The sequence below is a fragment of the Leucobacter japonicus genome (assembly GCF_001273855.1).
In the GTDB taxonomy this organism is placed as follows: Bacteria; Actinomycetota; Actinomycetes; order Actinomycetales; family Microbacteriaceae; genus Leucobacter; species Leucobacter japonicus.
The window spans coordinates 16207-32464 of record NZ_JHBX01000078.1; the positions used below are offsets into that span (position 1 = coordinate 16207).

The 16258-nt window shown below is 69.3% G+C and carries 14 protein-coding genes and 1 pseudogene; 9 read left to right on the top strand and 6 right to left on the bottom strand.

Features of this window, described 5'->3' with window-relative positions; genetic code table 11:
- Positions 1 to 4: 4 nt before the first annotated feature.
- Complete coding sequence (locus AMS67_RS02370) at positions 5 to 1285, top strand: M1 family metallopeptidase (RefSeq protein WP_053385993.1); 1281 nt, start codon at positions 5 to 7, stop codon at positions 1283 to 1285.
- 220 nt (positions 1286 to 1505) lie between these two features.
- Here the strand turns inward: AMS67_RS02370 and AMS67_RS17210 are convergent, their stop codons facing one another.
- The 3 genes from AMS67_RS17210 to zapE form a co-directional block, all read right to left on the bottom strand.
- On the bottom strand, positions 1506 to 2162 hold the full coding sequence (locus AMS67_RS17210; RefSeq protein WP_156316503.1) for a hypothetical protein: 657 nt from the start codon (positions 2160 to 2162) through the stop codon (positions 1506 to 1508).
- Positions 2163 to 2252: 90 nt separating this feature from the next.
- The gene (locus tag AMS67_RS02375) at positions 2253 to 2912 is read right to left on the bottom strand and encodes a 4'-phosphopantetheinyl transferase family protein (protein ID WP_053385935.1); all 660 of its coding nucleotides are present in this window, start codon (positions 2910 to 2912) and stop codon (positions 2253 to 2255) included.
- Positions 2909 to 4051, bottom strand: a complete 1143-nt coding sequence (gene zapE, locus AMS67_RS02380; RefSeq protein WP_370726580.1) for a cell division protein ZapE — start codon at positions 4049 to 4051, stop codon at positions 2909 to 2911. The genes AMS67_RS02375 and zapE overlap by 4 nt, the downstream gene beginning before the upstream one ends.
- A gap of 20 nt (positions 4052 to 4071) precedes the next feature.
- Here zapE and AMS67_RS02385 point away from each other — a divergent pair, with 20 nt between their 5' ends.
- From AMS67_RS02385 to AMS67_RS02420, 8 genes and pseudogenes are all read left to right on the top strand, one after another.
- Positions 4072 to 4923, top strand: a complete 852-nt coding sequence (locus AMS67_RS02385; RefSeq protein WP_193787061.1) for a ParA family protein — start codon at positions 4072 to 4074, stop codon at positions 4921 to 4923.
- 4 nt (positions 4924 to 4927) lie between these two features.
- A complete protein-coding gene (locus AMS67_RS02390) occupies positions 4928 to 5866 on the top strand; it encodes a segregation and condensation protein A (RefSeq protein WP_082305230.1) in 939 nt (312 codons plus the stop codon).
- Positions 5859 to 6524: an SMC-Scp complex subunit ScpB gene (gene scpB / locus AMS67_RS02395; protein WP_053385938.1), complete on the top strand. Its 666-nt coding sequence runs from the start codon at positions 5859 to 5861 to the stop codon at positions 6522 to 6524. Before AMS67_RS02390 ends, scpB begins: the two co-directional genes overlap by 8 nt.
- Positions 6525 to 6697: 173 nt before the next feature.
- Positions 6698 to 7399, top strand: a pseudogene (locus tag AMS67_RS17040) (pseudouridine synthase); the annotation flags it as partial.
- A 437-nt stretch (positions 7400 to 7836) separates the two neighbouring features.
- A complete protein-coding gene (locus tag AMS67_RS02405; protein WP_082305232.1) occupies positions 7837 to 9042 on the top strand; it encodes a prephenate dehydrogenase in 1206 nt (401 codons plus the stop codon).
- On the top strand, positions 9027 to 9806 hold the full coding sequence (cmk, locus tag AMS67_RS02410) for a (d)CMP kinase (RefSeq protein WP_082305233.1): 780 nt from the start codon (positions 9027 to 9029) through the stop codon (positions 9804 to 9806). The genes AMS67_RS02405 and cmk overlap by 16 nt, the downstream gene beginning before the upstream one ends.
- A gap of 110 nt (positions 9807 to 9916) precedes the next feature.
- Positions 9917 to 11494: a ribosome biogenesis GTPase Der gene (gene der / locus AMS67_RS02415; RefSeq protein ID WP_370726581.1), complete on the top strand. Its 1578-nt coding sequence runs from the start codon at positions 9917 to 9919 to the stop codon at positions 11492 to 11494.
- Positions 11495 to 12131: 637 nt separating this feature from the next.
- A complete protein-coding gene (locus AMS67_RS02420; protein WP_241487965.1) occupies positions 12132 to 13052 on the top strand; it encodes a DUF817 domain-containing protein in 921 nt (306 codons plus the stop codon).
- A 19-nt stretch (positions 13053 to 13071) separates the two neighbouring features.
- Here the strand turns inward: AMS67_RS02420 and AMS67_RS02425 are convergent, their stop codons facing one another.
- The 3 genes from AMS67_RS02425 to AMS67_RS02435 all read right to left on the bottom strand — a co-directional run bounded on the left by AMS67_RS02425 (position 13072) and on the right by AMS67_RS02435 (position 16216).
- Positions 13072 to 13461: a DUF4190 domain-containing protein gene (locus AMS67_RS02425; protein ID WP_053385939.1), complete on the bottom strand. Its 390-nt coding sequence runs from the start codon at positions 13459 to 13461 to the stop codon at positions 13072 to 13074.
- Between the two features lie 478 nt (positions 13462 to 13939).
- Complete coding sequence (locus AMS67_RS02430; RefSeq protein ID WP_053385940.1) at positions 13940 to 15532, bottom strand: MFS transporter; 1593 nt, start codon at positions 15530 to 15532, stop codon at positions 13940 to 13942.
- An 84-nt stretch (positions 15533 to 15616) separates the two neighbouring features.
- Positions 15617 to 16216, bottom strand: coding sequence for a TetR/AcrR family transcriptional regulator (locus AMS67_RS02435; RefSeq protein WP_053385941.1), 600 nt, complete (start codon positions 16214 to 16216; stop codon positions 15617 to 15619).
- Positions 16217 to 16258 lie beyond the last annotated feature (42 nt).

The window sequence follows — 16258 nt, forward strand, 5'->3', positions numbered from 1 at the left end:
CGGCATGAGCGACCCCTACACTCCCACCAGTGGCGACCCGAGATACTCGGTCGCGCACTACGACCTCGACCTGCGCTACACCCCGCGCACGAACCGGCTCGAAGGCCGCGCCTGCCTGCAGGTGCGCGTGCTCGAAGCCACCGACCAGCTGCGCATCGACCTCATCGGGCTCAGCGCGAGCAAGGTTCGCGTCGACGGCGCACTCCAGCGGCAGGCGAAGCAGGGGCCGCACGCGCTGACGATCCGGCTCGACGACCCGGCGGAACCCGGTGCCGAACTGCAACTCGACATCGAGTACGCCGGCCGCCCCGCACCCCGACGATCGCGCTGGGGCCAACTCGGCTGGGAAGAACTCGAACACGGCGCCCTCGTCGCCTCTCAGCCGACCGGCGCACCCACGTGGTTCCCCTGCAACGACCGCGTCGACGACCGCGCCACCTACGACGTCTCGTTCACCACCGATCGCGGCTTCTTCGTCGCCATCACCGGGGTGCCCGGCACCGTGACCGGGCGATCCGGCAAGACCCTGCGCACGTTCTCGACGACCGTGCCGACCGCCACCTACCTGCTGGCCGCACACATCGGCGAATACGCCGAATACCGCCTCGGCGACCGCGCCCGACTCATCGCACCACCCGGACGATCACGCGCCGTGCAGCGCGCCTTCGCACCCGTGCCACGCATCATCGACGTCTTCGAAGCATGGTTCGGGCCGTACCCGCAAGAAGACCTCACCATCGTCGTCACCGAAGAAGAACTCGAGATTCCCCTCGAAGCGCAAGGCATGGCAACGTTCGGCCGCAACCACGAAGCCCCCAGCGAGCAACGCCTCATAGCGCACGAACTCGCCCACCAATGGTTCGGCAACTCCGTCGGCCTCGCCCGCTGGCAAGACATCTGGCTCAACGAAGGCTTCGCCTGCTACTCGGAGTGGATCTGGTCAGAAGCCTCAGGCGGGCCGAGCATCGCCGACCTCGCCGAACAGCACCACGCACGACTCTCCGCACTGCCGCAGCACCTCGTGCTCGCCGACCCCGGCCCCGCCGACATGTTCGACGACCGCGTCTACAAACGCGGCGCCCTCGTGCTCGAAACGCTGCGACGCACCCTCGGCGACGACGTCTTCCGCGCCGTACTGCTGCGCTGGGCCACCGAACGACGCCACACCCTCGTGCGCACCCCCGACTTCATCGCCCTCGTGCAGGAGATGAGCCCCGTGCCGGTCGACGCAGTGTTCGACTCCTGGGTGTTTGCTGCGGCGTTGCCTGCGCTGCCTGCTCGGTAGGTCTGCCGGGCGCGCACCGGGCGGCGGGCTCCCCCGGCGTCGCTCATTGCGACCTCGGCGCGTGCATGGTCGCACGCTTCTCGGTCGCAAATGCGACACCGGGGAGCCCGCCGCCCGGTGCGCGCCCGGCCGCTCGTGTGGGGCGGTGGTCAGCGACTGCCTGGATGGGCGCTTGTCGGTCAGCGTTTGACGGTTTGGTTGCGTATGCCTACAGAACGCGTCACGAGACTGCCGGGTTGAGCTCGCTCATCCTGGTCAAAGCGGGTTCGAAAAAGTACCCGCTAATTGAGCCCGTCGTGCCAACCCAGATGTTTCCAATGAACCCATGACGGACCGGCAACGACTTGCGGCGCTGCGGATCAAGATCCTCATAGATCACTGCTGCGCCAGAAGTGCGCTTGACGAAAACGGAATCTTCAAGTGCCGCGGTGAAGGAAGCTGTCGATTCGGGTGACAGTTCCGCGAATACGACGTCCGCAAAGCCATCGGACTGGGGATATCCCCAGGTACAGTGCGTGAGTTGCAACGCACCTTGATACGCTGCGACGGCACTTGGTCCGAACGGCTCGCTTGCAAGCCTCTCGAGGCCGTCGGGGCCAACCTCGTGCCGTTCAACTCGATCGTCATTCAGGAAAGCGTGTATCGACTCGATGGGCAGAATCTCATCGCATGACGGGACGACAATCGAGGGAGCCGAAGGCGTTTCCGAAGGATTGGGAGTCGGCTCTACGGTCTCCCGAACGGTTGTCGGTGTCTGTGGCTCGCCTTCGTTTGCGACGCTCTTCGGTTCGGGTGCGCACCCCGTCAGGCAGACGAGAAGCAGCAATGAGCTGGAGGCGAGCGCTGCCAGCACGCCAATACTTTGCCGGAACATCACGCGTGTGACTCTACCTGCGTGCAGGCTTGTTGGGAGATTCGGCTTCAGTTGGTGGATCTTGCGCTGAACGTGTCATCGAAGCCGAATCTCCTACGGCAGGCGCGCGGTTTCCGTGCGCCGAGGCTCGGGGAGTGCGAGGGCGACGGTGAGGATCGCCCGGGGCATGGGTGCCAGGAGCGTCAGGGGCAGGTCTGCGCCCAGCAGCGGGGGCTCCGTGGTGGTGTGCCAGGTGCCGTCGGCGCGAGTCTCGACTGCTGGTGCGCGCAGCGACGTGCCCAGGCCCGCGCCGGAGGCCTTCGCGATGGCTTCGAGGCGGGTCCAGGTGCGGGTATCGGCGTCGGACGGGTGCAGGTCGAGCGCCTCCGCGATGCGGGCGCGTGTGAGGTCGTCGTCGAGCTCGACATCGATCGCGAAGGCCGTGGCCTCGGGCGGGGCGACGCCGACCGCCACGAGGCCCGCTGCGTAGCTGATGCCGATGCGGGGGAGCGCCGGTGAGGGCGAGCTGTGCTCGCCGACAAGGCGGACGCTCGGTGCGCCGTGCGCGGTGCTGCCGCACGACGGGCACCGGCGCACGAACACGAATGCCTCGGGCGCGATGCCGGGGCGCAGGTCGTGGAGCAGGCCCGCGAGGAGTTCGTGGGCGATGGCTTGGCGATCCGGCGCGTGCGTGGTGTTGGGCTGGTCGACGGGATGCGCGCGCCACGCGAGGTGCGCCCCGAAGGGGGTCTCGGCGTGCGCGACGGGCGTCATTCGCCCAGCAGCGCGAGGCGGCTGACGGTGCGGAAGAGGTCGGCCGGCGGGTCGGCGATATCGACGAGCCCGGCCCGGTCGGTACTCGCGAACACCGTCAGCGGCAGGTCGGCGTGCACGAGCACGTCGAGCAGCGCGACGAACCGCTGACGCGCCTCCCGGCTCGCGCGCGACAGCGGCGGCACACCGACGAGCACCCAGTGGCCGTGCTGCGCGGCGAGGTCGAGGAAGTCCTCGGCGATCGACGACGCCTCGAGCAGGTCGTCGAAGGAGAACCAGATCTCAGAGGAGGAGTGAGAAGTCGCGGAGTCGACCGGGCGCACCGCGAGCGCGCGCAGCGTACGGTGCCCATCGAGCACCTGCGTGGCCTCGGCTGCGGTCGGCGGGGTGAGCTGAGCGGCGCTGACGGCGCTCGCCGCCGGGGTGCCGGTGGGTACGGCGATCCAGCGCCCCGATGCGAACCCGGTCGCGGGCCGCGCATCGCCCGCAGCGGAGCCCGCCGTGCGGTAGTCGGTGCCGCCGTCGAGGGTGCGCACCGCGAAGTGCTCGCGGATGAGGCGCACGCTCGGCTCGACGACGTGGTGGAACACCGGGTTCGCGAGCAGCCCCTCGGGGGCGTAGTTCGAGGTGAAGAGCGTGGGGATGCGGCGCTCAACCAGCTCCGCGATGAGCCGGTTGAGCAGGCTCGCCCCGCCCGGATCGTGCACGTGCAGCTCGTCGAAGAAGAACAGTTCGGCACCGTCGAGCAGTTCGTCTACCGTGTCATCGATCGCCTCGCGCGCGGTCATCTGCGCGCCGAAGCGGCGCTGCAGCTCCTGGAAGAAGGTGTGGAAGTGCACGCGGCGCTTGGCGGCCTCGGGCACGTCGACGGCGGTGAAGATCTCGCTCATGAGCCAGGTCTTGCCGCGACCGGCGGGCCCGTGCACGAAGGCGCCGACGGGCGCTGCGGGATCGGCCCAGTGCTCGGCGAGCTCCGCGATCTCGGTGAGCAGCTCGCGCTGCGGCGCATCGAGGTCGATGCCGCGAGCGGCGGCGGCGTGCCCCACCCGGTCGGTGAGCTGCGAGAGCGTGGGTGCGTCGGTTTCGGTCACGTTCCCCGATCCTAGCGACGGCCGCTCCAGGCTAGGATGGAATGTCAGCGAGCGGGAGGAGGCCGGGTATGGCGAAGCAGGTCGAACTTGGGCCCACCGGGCGACCCGATCGCATCATCCCGGCGCCGAAAAAGCTCGACCGCCACGGCCCCGCGCGCATCATCGCGATGTGCAACCAGAAGGGTGGCGTCGGCAAGACGACGAGCACCATCAACCTGGCCGCCGCGCTCGCGCGCTACGGTCGCCGCGTGCTCGCCGTCGACTTCGATCCGCAGGGCGCGCTCTCAGCCGGCCTCGGCATTCAGGCGCACGACGTGCCCACGATTTACGACCTCATGCTCGGCAAGGTGAAGGATCCGCGCGAGGCGATCCAGCACACCGAGACGGCGGGCCTCGACGTGATCCCGGCGAACATCGATCTCTCGGCGGCCGAGGTGCACCTCGTGACCGAGGTCGCCCGCGAGCAGATTCTCGCCGGCGTGCTGCGCAAGGTCGCCGGCGACTACGACGTCATTCTGATCGACTGCCAGCCCTCGCTCGGGCTGCTCACGGTCAATGCGCTGACGGCGAGCCACGGCGTGCTCATTCCGCTCGCCTGCGAATACTTCGCGCTGCGCGGTGTCGCGCTGCTCGTCGAAACCGTCGACAAGGTGCGCGATCGCCTGAACCCGGCTCTCGAGCTCGACGGCATTCTCGCGACCATGTACGACGCCCGCACGCTGCACGCCCGCGAGGTGCTCGAGCGCGTCGTCGACACGTTCGACGACAAGGTCTTCGACACGGTCATCGGCCGCACGGTGAAGCTGCCCGACGCGCAGATCGCCGCGAAGCCGATTCTCGACTACGCCCCCTCCAACGCCGCATCCGAGGCGTATCTCAAGCTGGCCCGCGAGCTCGTGCAGCGCGGCGTCGTCGCCTAGCGCCATGGTGGTGAGCACCGATCCGGGCGCCGCTGCGGCAGGTACGGATCCGGTGCCCGCGGCGAATGCGGTCGCGCCTGCCGGGGGAGCGGCCGATCCGGCGTCTGCGTCTGCGTCAGCAACCGCACCGGCGACCGCGGAAACGACTGAGACCGCGCCCGCCGGCTTTCGCGTCAGCCTCGAAATCTTCGACGGCCCCTTCGACCTGCTGCTGAACCTCATCGGCAAGCACGAGCTCGACATCACCGAGGTGTCGCTGAGTCTCGTGACCGACGAGTTCATCGCGTACCTGGCAACGATCGAGGGCGAGGGCGTTGAGCATCTCGACCGTGCCTCGGAGTTCTTGGTCGTCGCCGCAACCCTGCTCGACCTGAAGATCGCGAGCCTGCTGCCGCAGGGCGAGGCGGTCGACGCCGAAGACATCGCGCTGCTCGAGGCGCGCGACCTACTCTTCGCGCGTCTGCTGCAGTACCGGGCGTTCAAGCAGGCGAGCGCGTGGTTCCGTGACCAGCTCGAGGCCGAGGGGGCGCGGCACGCGCGGCTCGTGCCGCTCGACGCGAAGTACCGCGACCGCGGGCCCGAGCTCGTCTGGACGCTGAACGCCGCCGACTTCGCGGCGCTCGCGACGCTGGCGTTCGCGCCGCGCGAGATTCCGACGGTCGGGCTCGACCACCTGCACGCGCCGCTCGTGTCGATTCGCGAGCAGGCGGCAGTCGTCGTCGCCCTGTTGCGTACCGGCGGCGTGCGCAGCTTCCGTGAACTCATCGCGGGAGAACCCGAGCGGGGTGTGGTGGTCGCGCGCTTTCTCGCCATTCTGGAGCTGTATCGGCGGGCCGCAGTGACGTTCGAGCAGGCCGAGCCGCTCGGAGAGCTGCACGTGCAGTGGTTCGGCGAGAGCTGGTCAGACGACGAACTTGCTACGTTAGGGAACGATTATGACTGAGGCGACACTCGAGCAGACGGCCGAGCCGGGCGCGAACCCCGAGCTCGAGCGCGCCCGCGCCGCGCACTCGCTGTCGCAGCAGCTCGAGGCGCTGCTCATCGTCGCCGACGAACCGCTCAGCGCGGTCGCCTTGGCGACTGCCACTGACCGGCCCGTGCGCGAGGTTCGGGCGGCCTTGTCGGCACTCGTTGCCGAGTTCAACGGCGACGCGGTGGGGTCTGGTGCTGCGGGCGCTGCGGTCGCAGCGGGCGATGGCGCGGGTGCCGGATCGCCCCGCGGCTTCGAGCTCCGCGAGGTCGCGGGCGGATACCGGTTCTACGTCCGTGAGAGCCTCGACCCGATCGTCGCCGACTTCGTGCAGCAGCAGACGCCGTCGCGCCTCTCGCAGGCGGCACTCGAAACGCTCTCGGTGATCGCGTACCGCCAGCCGATCTCGCGCGGCGCGATCGCGTCGATCCGCGCGGTGAACGTCGACTCGGTCGTGCGCACGCTGCTCGGCCGCGGCCTCGTGACCGAGGTCGGGCAAGACGGCGAGACCGGCGCGATTCTCTATGGCACCTCCGACGCCCTGCTCGGATACCTCGGCATCGGCGACATCTCGGAGTTGCCACCCATTTCACCGCTCCTCGATGAGCCCACGGAAGGATTCGAAGAATGACGCGCTCGGAGGGCCTCGGCGGATCATTCTCCGTCGACGGCGAGAACATCGAAGTCGACCTCGCGGAGTTCGGGTGGGATCGGCCCATCACCGGCGCGGGTTCGGGTGGTGGTGCAGGCGCTGCTGGTAGCGACGGCGGCGACGCGGCGCACGACGATGACGGCCGCGTTCGCCTGCAGAAGGCGCTCGCGCACGCGGGGGTCGCTTCGCGCCGCGCCTGCGAAACGCTGATCACCAGCGGTCGCGTCACGGTGAACGGCGTGGAGGAGCGCGAGCTGGGCTCGCGCGTCGATCCGGATACTGATGAGGTGCGCGTCGACGGCGTCGTCGTGCAGCTCGACGTTTCGAAGCGCTACTTCGTGCTCAACAAACCCACTGGCGTCGTCTCGACCATGAGCGACGAGAACGGCCGCCCCGACCTGCGTGAGTTCGCCGATCAGGTGGAAGACCGCCTCTACAACGTGGGTCGCCTCGACGAAGACACGAGCGGCCTGCTCATCCTCACGAACGACGGCGACCTCGCGCACCGCCTCGCGCACCCCAGCTTCGGGGTGCAGAAGACGTACATCGCGAAGGTGCGCGGGCGGGTGACGGCTGCGGTGATCCAGCAGCTCAAAGACGGGGTTGAGCTCAAGGACGGGCCGATTCACGCGGATCGCGCGAAGCTGCTGCCGAACGGCACGGGCACCGCGCACTCGCTGGTCGAGCTGACGCTGCACTCGGGGCGCAACCGCATCGTGCGCCGCATGCTCGCCGAGGTCGGGCATCCGGTCGTCGAGCTCGTGCGTCGCCAATTCGGGCCGCTGCACCTCGGCACGCTGCGCTCCGGCGAGCTGCGCGAGCTGGCGCCGGCCGAACGCGGGGCGCTGCTCTCGGCAGTTGCCGACGGCGGTGCTTCGGGCGACGGTGCCGAGGGCGGTGCCGGATCGCCGAGCGCCGACACCCGCGGCCGCTCTGGCGGTGCCTCGACCGAAGCCGGCAAGCCCGCGAAGAAACGTCGCGAGGTGACCGCCGGTCGACCGGGAGACGGTGCCGGCGCGCGCGGCATGCGCGGCACGGCGGCGCGCGGCAACCCGCATGGTCGTGGCGGCCCGAAGGGCGACGGGGCGCGTGGCGCGGATCGCGAAGGCGGTCGTGGGCGTTCGGGTGACGGCAACGGCGGCTCCGGTGGCTTCGACGGTTTCGGCGGGCGCGGCGGATCGGGCGGCCCCAAGCAGCAGAACAACGGTCGAGCCCCGCAGCGCGGTGGCAGCCAGGGACAGCAGCGCGGTGGCTCGAACGGGCCCCGTGGCGGTCGGAAGCAGGGCGGACGATGAGCGCGGCAGCACCCGAATCGGTTACCGTGGCCGGGCGTCCCGGTGATCCGGCGCCTGAATCGCAGGCTACCGTCGCGCAGGCATCCGGTGCGCACTTGCGGGCGCCGGGGGAGCGTGCGCCGCTCGCAGCGCGAACCCGGGGCACGGTGCACATCATCGGTGCCGGGCTGCTCGGGGCGAGCGTCGGGCTCGGCCTCCGCGAGCGCGGCGTCGACGTGACGCTCGAAGACCTGTCGCCGACCACGGTCGCGCTCGCCGCCGACTACGGTGCCGGTCGACTGCGCACCGCCGACGATGCGGCACCCGCACTCGTGATCGTGGCGACCCCGCCCGACGTGACCGCCGACGTGGTGGAGCGCGCGCTGCGCACCTACCCCGGTGCAGTCGTCACCGATGTCGCGAGCGTGAAGCTGGCGCCGTTCGAAGAACTCACCCGTCGCGGCATCGACCTCGCCAACTACGTCGGCTCGCACCCGATGGCGGGCCGCGAGCGCGGTGGGGCCATCATGGCCCGCGCTGACCTGTTCGTCGCACGCCCCTGGGTGATCTGCCGTGACGGCGAGACCTCGGCCGAGGTGCTGTCGGTCGTCGAGGCCGTGGCCCTCGATCTCGGCGGCGTGCTGCTCGAGATGACCCCTGCAGAGCACGATCGCGCCGTCGGGCTCGTCTCGCACCTGCCCCAGGTGGTGTCGAGCCTGCTGGCCGCGCGCCTCGTGCCCGCCCAGGAGCAGGCGATCGGGCTCGCCGGTGCCGGGCTGCGCGACACCACCCGCGTCGCGTCGAGCGACCCGGAACTGTGGGTGCAGATCTTGGGCGCCAACAGTGCTCCCGTTGTCGAGCTGCTCGACGCGTTCGCCGCCGACGTGGCCGCGTTCGCCGATGCGCTGCGCGATCCCGCGCAGACCGGGGCGCGGCGTCGCATCGCCGACCTGCTCTCGGCCGGCAACAACGGGGTCTCACGCATTCCGGGTAAGCACGGATCGTCCGAGCGATTCACCTCGATCACGGTGCTCATCGATGATTCTCCGGGCCAGCTCGCGAAGCTGCTCACCGAACTCGGAGAACTCGGTATTAATATGGAAGACTTGCGTCTTGAGCACTCGCCGGGCGCCCAGATCGGATTCGCCGAGATCGCTGTGCTGCCAGAGGTCGCCGAACGAGCCCTCGCTGATCTCGCGGAACGCGGATGGAGAACGCTGTGACTGATGCTGCACTGCAGAACGCGGCATCGAGCGACCCCGCATCCGTGACCTCGATCTCGACCGCACCGCTGCTCGTCGCAATCGACGGGCCTGCCGGCAGCGGCAAATCGAGCGTCTCGCGCGCGGCAGCCGAGCGACTCGACTTCGGCATTCTCGACACGGGCGCCGCGTACCGCGCGCTCGCGTGGATGGCGACCGAGCTCGGTGCCGATCTTGATGATGCCGATGCCGTCGCGGCGATCCTGCGCGATTGGAACTACTCGATCACGCTGCGCGGGCCGCAGCAGGTCACCGTCGTCTGGAACGATGGCGAGACCTATCGCACGTACGCGCTGACCGACGCGATTCGCGAGCACGCCGTGAGCGGGCTCGTCAGCCGAGTGTCAAAGCATCCGGAGGTGCGCGAGCGGCTCAACGCGATGTTCCGCGAGATCGTCGCCGCGTCGGGGCTGCCCGGCGTCGTCATCGAAGGGCGCGACATCACGACCGTGGTGGCGCCCGATGCGCCCGTGCGCATTCTGATGACCGCGTCTGCCGACGTGCGGGCGCAGCGCCGCGCCGGCGAACTGTCGGGCCTCACGCACACCGAGGTGCTCGCCGCGATCGAAGCGCGTGACGCGAAGGACGCGCTCGTCGTGGACTTCTTCACCCCGGCCCCGGGGGTAACGCTCGTCGATACGAGCGATCTAGACTTCGAGCAGTCGGTGCAGGCTGTGGTCGATATCGTACGAGCGGCGCAGGGTGCCGCGGAAGAGAGCGAATGATGAGCGAGCAGACCCCTCAGCGTGCGGGCAAGCACGCCGCCGACAGCGGCGATACCCCCGTGAACGGTGGATCCGGCAGCGACGGAGCCGAATTCGATGGCCCCGAGGTGATGCAGGTGAACCCCGACGGCAGCCAGGTGGCCGCCGCCCCCGAGTTCGACCCTGAAGACTACGAGACCGAAAGCGTCTTCAACGCCGCCGATTTCGCCGACGACGTGATCGTGGGCGAAGGGTTCGACCCGTCGGTCACCGACGAAGAGCGCCTGCGCGCCATGCGCTCGAACCTCGAGGGCTTCGACCTCGAAGACGACGACCTCGCGATGATCAGCGACGAGGGCGAGTTCCTCGGCTTCCGCGAGCCGGTCGCCGAAGCGCTGCCCGTCGTCGCCATCGTCGGCCGCCCGAACGTGGGCAAGTCGCAGCTCGTCAACCGCATCCTCGGCCGCCGCGAGGCCGTCGTGCAAGACAAGCCCGGTGTCACTCGCGATCGCGTCACCTACCCGGCCGAGTGGTCGGGCACGCGCTTCAGCCTCGTCGACACCGGCGGCTGGGAACCCGATGCCAAGGGCATCGACGCCTCGGTCGCGCTGCAGGCCGAGGTCGCCATCGAGCTCTGCGACGTCGTGCTGTTCGTCGTCGACTCGCGCGTCGGCCCGACCGCGACCGACGAGCGCGTCGTGCAGCTGCTGCGCCGCACCGACAAGCCCGTCTTCTTGATCGCCAACAAGGTCGACGACGCCGTGCTCGAGGGCGAAGCCGCGCAGCTCTGGTCGCTCGGCCTCGGCGAACCGCACCCCATCTCGGCGCTCCACGGCCGCGGCGTCGCCGACCTGCTCGACCAGGTCATCGCCGTGCTGCCCGACGAATCCGCCGTCGCGCAGCCCAAGCTGCTCGGCCCCCGCCGTGTCGCCCTGCTCGGCCGCCCCAACGTAGGCAAGTCGAGCCTGCTCAACAAGGCCGCCGGTGAAGAACGCGCCGTCGTGAGCGACATCGCCGGCACCACGCGCGACCCGGTCGACGAACAGGTCGAGATCGCGGGCCGCGTCTGGACCTTCGTCGACACCGCCGGCATTCGCCGCCGCGTGCACCTGCAGAAGGGCGCCGACTTTTACGCCTCGCTGCGCACCGCCGCGGCACTCGAAAAGGCTGAGGTCGCCGTCGTGCTCATCGACGTGACGCAGGAGATCTCGGATCAGGATCTGCGCATCATCGACCTCGTGCTCGAATCGGGGCGCGCGCTCGTGCTCGCCTTCAACAAGTGGGACATGCTCGACGACGATCGTCGCCGCTACCTCGAACGCGAGATCGAGACCGACCTGGCACACGTCGACTGGGCGCCCCGCGTCAACATCTCGGCGCGCACCGGTCGCCACCTCGAGAAGCTCGTGCCCGCGCTCGAGCAGGCCCTCGAATCGTGGGACACGCGCGTGCCGACTGGCAAGTTCAACGCGTTCGTCGCCGAGCTCGTGCAGGAGCACCCGCACCCGCTGCGCAGCGGCAAGCAGCCGCGCATCCTGTTCGGCACCCAGGTGCAGAACCGCCCGCCGACATTCGTGCTCTTCACCTCGGGCTTCCTCGACCCGCAGTACCGCCGCTTCATTCAGCGACGCCTGCGCGAACGCTACGGCTTCGAGGGCAGCCCCATCGTGATCAACATGCGCATTCGCGAGCGGCGCCCCCGCCCGTAGGGCGAGTGAGGTGCGAGCGGGGCTCGGGATCTGAGGATCCCGGGCCCCGCTTCCGTGTGTGGGGCGGTGTGCTTGGTTCGGGGGCTGGTTTCCATCGCGAGTGCACCACTTTTACGCGAGTGCACCCCTTTCTGGCTGGTGCACTCGGTAGAAAGTGGTGCACTCGCAAAAGGAGCGAGGTGGCGAGGTGCCACTGGCGAGGAGCACTTGGACAGTGCACGCAGTGGTGACTCTCGCCCTTGCAAAGGGTTCCCGGCCGCGAACGCACCCCTTGTTCGCGAGTGCACCCCTTTGTGGCTGGTGCACTCGGGAGAAAGTGGTGCACTCGCGGGAGTTTGGGAGGGGCGAGGGGTCGCGGGGCTGAGATATAGAGGGCGTCGCCGCGCAGCCAGGGCGGGATTACCCAGCGCAGGATCACCCAGCCGGTGCACGCTAGCCTCTCTGCATGGGAGATGCTGCGTCAACGCCGGGGGAGGCGGGGGAGCCTCGCGAGCGCGCGGAGCAGCCCGGGAGTGCCGGCGAGCGACCAGAGACGCCCGGGGACCGTGGGCCTCGGGGCCACAGGCTCAGGAAGATCGGAGCCGGGGAGAGCGGACCCGAGGAGAAGAGCCTCGGGGGGCGCGGCACCGGGAAGAACGTGCCCAGAGACAACAGCCCCAGTGACCTCACCCCCACCAAGCCCCTGACCCGGCAGCTCACCCCGCTCGAGCGGGCCATCGACCGCACCGCCCATCGCCTGCTCGCGGGGAAGCCGGCCAGTGGGGTGCGCGCGGTGCTCATCGAGGTCGCCGTCTTCCTGCTGAAGCAGGCGTGGGCGTGCGTCTTCGGGGCGCTCATGCTGATTGTGATCGTCGCGGCTCGGCTGTGGTACCCCGACGATGCGGTGCTCGCCCGCAATGACGCGATGACGATCGCGGCGGTGGCGATCCAGGTCGGAATGCTCGCCGGCAAGCTCGAGAGCGGGCGCGAGCTCTGGGTGATCGTGCTGTTTCATATCACGGGCACCGTGATGGAGCTGTTCAAGACCGACGTGGGGTCGTGGGCGTACGCGGCCGACGGGGTGCTGCGCCTCGGTGCGGTGCCGCTGTTCAGCGGGTTCATGTACGCCGCGGTCGGGTCGTACATGGTGCGCATTTATCGGCTGCACGACCTGCGGTTCACGCGGTATCCGCCGATCTGGGCGACCACCGTAGTGGCGGTGGCGATCTACGCGAATTTCTTCACGCACCATTACGTATTCGATGTGCGGTGGATCCTGCTCGCTGCCGTCGTGCTGCTGTGGTTCCCGACGATGATGCACTTCCGTATCTGGCGCGCGACGCTCACGGTGCCGCTGCTGCCCGTGTTTCTCGGGGTGGCCGTGTTCATCTGGATCGCCGAGAACATCGCCACACTCTCGGGCGCCTGGCTCTACCCGAACCAGGCCGAGGGGTGGGAGTTCGTGTCGGGGCAGAAGATCATCTCGTGGCTGCTGCTCATGATCATCTCGGTCGTCATGGTCACCTGGGTGTATCGACCCAGGCGACCTGACGCGGTCGAGGTGACGCACGAGCGGTGATCCGGCAGCCGTCAGCGGGTTAGACCGCGGCGAGATGCGCGAGTGCGGCGAAGCCGAAGACAGCGGTTCCGGCGAGGGCGATGACGGCCCAGATGGCGAGCATCGCCGCGTTCAACCAGACACCCCAGAGTGCGAGGGCGCGGTCTTGCGTGCCGCGGCGCAGGGCGAGGATGCCGAAGATGAGTCCGGTGATGGGAGCGAAGAAGGTCCAGCCGCTCGCGACCGACGCGATGCCAAGCACGAAGCTGGTGATGGTGAAGGCGCGCGAGTGGTCGGCGGCGACCGGCCCGTTCGGGAACGGCACGGAGCCGGTCGATGCGGCGTTGCTCGCGGGCACCGGCGCGGTGTCGGGGGCGACGGTGGTGTGTGCGGTGGTCTCGGTGACGTCGGGGGTCAGGGTGGCGCTCATGGCGTGCTCCTCTCGGTGCGGGGCGAACCGGCTGTTCGTCCGCGATGATTCCAAGGTACGTTCGCACCCCCGGTCGCCGCGTCGGCCCGAGGTATCAACCGCATGAGACCCCGGTACCGCTTCGCGCAGTACCGGGGTCAGGGTCGTTCGGGGTGCGGCGAGGGGTCGACTCAGGGTCACCCTGGTGCCGGATCGCCGCACCCCGTTCGCTCAGCCCTCGCTTGCGGTGCTCCATGCGAGGCGGTTGAGTGGCTGCAGTCTCGTGCCAATTTGATGACGCGTGTGGTGCGCTAAAAGGGGTTTTAGTGCATCACACGGGTCATCAGGTGCTGGTGCTCTGCACTCGGGGTGGCTTCGGAACCCGCGCCAGAAGGTTTGATGGCAGTTTGGTGCGCTATTCGTGGTTTTAGCGCACCAAACTGCCATCAAGTTCTCGCGCGTTGGGCGCGGGCTCGGGGGCAGCTCGGGGCCAGCGCGCCTAGTGCGAGGACTCCGAGACGTCGGTGCCCTTGGGTGTCGTCACGAACACGGCCACGGCGACGGCGAGCATGATGATGCCTCCGGCGATCCCGGTCGACTGCATCGCGTGCGTGAACGCGACGCCCGCCTGCTGGCCGAGCTCGGGGAGGTTCAGCTCGCCCGCGATCGAGACCGCGGCCCCGAGCGACTCCTCGGCTTGCGTGGCGAGGGTGGGGTCGATGCCGGTGAGCACGCTCGCGCCCATGAACTCGGTGCGGTAGAGCAGCGCTGAGATGCTGCCGAGAATCGCCACGCCGAGCACGGCGCCGAGCTCGTACGAGGTCTCCTCGATTGCGCCGGCGTTGCCCGCTTTCTCTTCGGGGGATCCGTGCATGATCATTGCGGAGGCGATGGCGAGGGATCCGGTGCCCGCGCCCACGAGGCACAGGCCGATGATCACCGTGAGTAGTGAGAGCGTGCCGGGCTGCACGCCGATGAGCAGCATGCCGAGCCCCGCGAGCCCGAGGCCGCCCGAGAGCACGGCTCGCGCGCCGATGCGGCGTGCAACAGCCGGGGCCGCGAGCGATGCCAGCGCGCCCGTGATTGCAATCGGGAAGAGGCGCACGCCGGCCTCGACCGGCGAGGCGCCGTCGACGAGCTGCAGCCACTGCGCGATGAGCAGCAGCGCGGCCATCATGGCGAACGTCGAGCCGAGCGCGGCGATCGTGCCGGCCGAGAAGACGCGGTTGCGGAACAGGCCGAGGTCGAGCAGCGGGGCGTCGCTGCGCAGGCAGCGCAGCACGAACCACACGAGCAGCGCGGCGCCGGCGACGAACGCGACGATCGCCTCGGGAACGAGCACGCTCGCCTCCTTGCCGAAGGTCTTGATCGCCCACACGAGCAGCGTCATACCGACGAGCGACAGCGCGGCCGCGATGAAGTCCCAGCGGCCCGGGTGCGCGACGCGCGACTCGGGGAGGATCAGGATGCCCGCGATCACACCGATCGCCATCAGCGGCACGTTCACCAGGAACGCCGCGTGCCACGAGAAGTGCTCGAGCAGCACGCCGCCGATGAGCGGACCGAAGGCGGCGCCGAGACCCGACACCGCGGCCCAGATCGCGAGGGCGGTGGCGCGCTCACGGGCGCTCGTGAAGATGACGCGGATCAGCGACAGCGTGATCGGCATGATCATCGCCCCACCGATACCCAGGATCGCGCGAATCGCGATGACCGACTCCGCGTTCGTCGCGAACAGTACCAGCAGCGATGAGGCGCCGAAGATCGTGTAGCCGAGCAGCAGCATGCGTTTGCGGCCCCAACGGTCGGCGATCGCCGCGAACGAGACCAGCAGGCCGGCGAGCACGAGGGAGTACACGTCGATGATCCAGAGCTGCTGCGACGAGGTCGGGTGCAGCTCGGCCGCCATTTCGGGCAGCGCGATGTTCAAGATGGTCATATCCATCGTGATCACGAGCAGGCTCGCGGTGAGCACGCTGAGCGCGGCCCAGCGGCGGCGCTTGCTGAGCGGGGCGCGGGGCGCTTCGGCGCTCGCATTGCTTGCCTTTTCGTTGCGCGGGGTCGGGGTCTGGTTGGTGTGCAGATCGGACATGGTCACGGCCTTTCCAGGGTCGCTGTGTTCCGGGGTGGGAGGGGTGGTGCAGGATCGGGCCGGCCGCGGTGCGGCCGAGCCCCACTACGTCGCGGGGTCGGGGGCCGGCATCGTCGCGAGCGCCGTCAGCGTGCGCATGATCTGATCGCGGCTGAGCGGGGCCCGGGTGAGGCCGGCGTGCATCGTTGCCCCGTCGAGGAAGACCGCGATCGCAATGGCGCGCTCGTCGCCGACGCACGGCCCGAGAATCTCGATGAGTCGCTCGGGCCAGCGCAGTGCGAGTGCGCGCAACCGTTCGTCGGTGGTGCCGGCGGTCATGAGCGCGATGTCGGCGTGCACGGTGCGCTCGTCGCTGAGGTAGCGGAGCATCTCGTCGACGACGGGCCCCGGGTCGTCGATGAAGTGCTCGGCGAGCGGCTCGAGCCGGGCGAGCGCCTCGTCGATCTCGTCGGCGAGGGCCTGCAGCGCCGACTCGCGCAGGTCGTCGATCGACGTGAAGTATTGGGTGGTCGACCCGAGCGGCACCGACGCACGCGCGGCGACGGCGCGGTGGGTGAGGGCGGCAGGGCCCTGCTCCACGATGATCGCGGTGGCTGCCTCCAGGATCGCCCGGCGCCGACCCTCGGGGTCGCGTCGACGCGGTGCGGCCTGCGTGGCGGCCTGCGTGGCGGTCTCTGCGTTCATCGTGCTCCGGGGTCGGGGTGTGCTTGCTGCCCCCGCGGATTG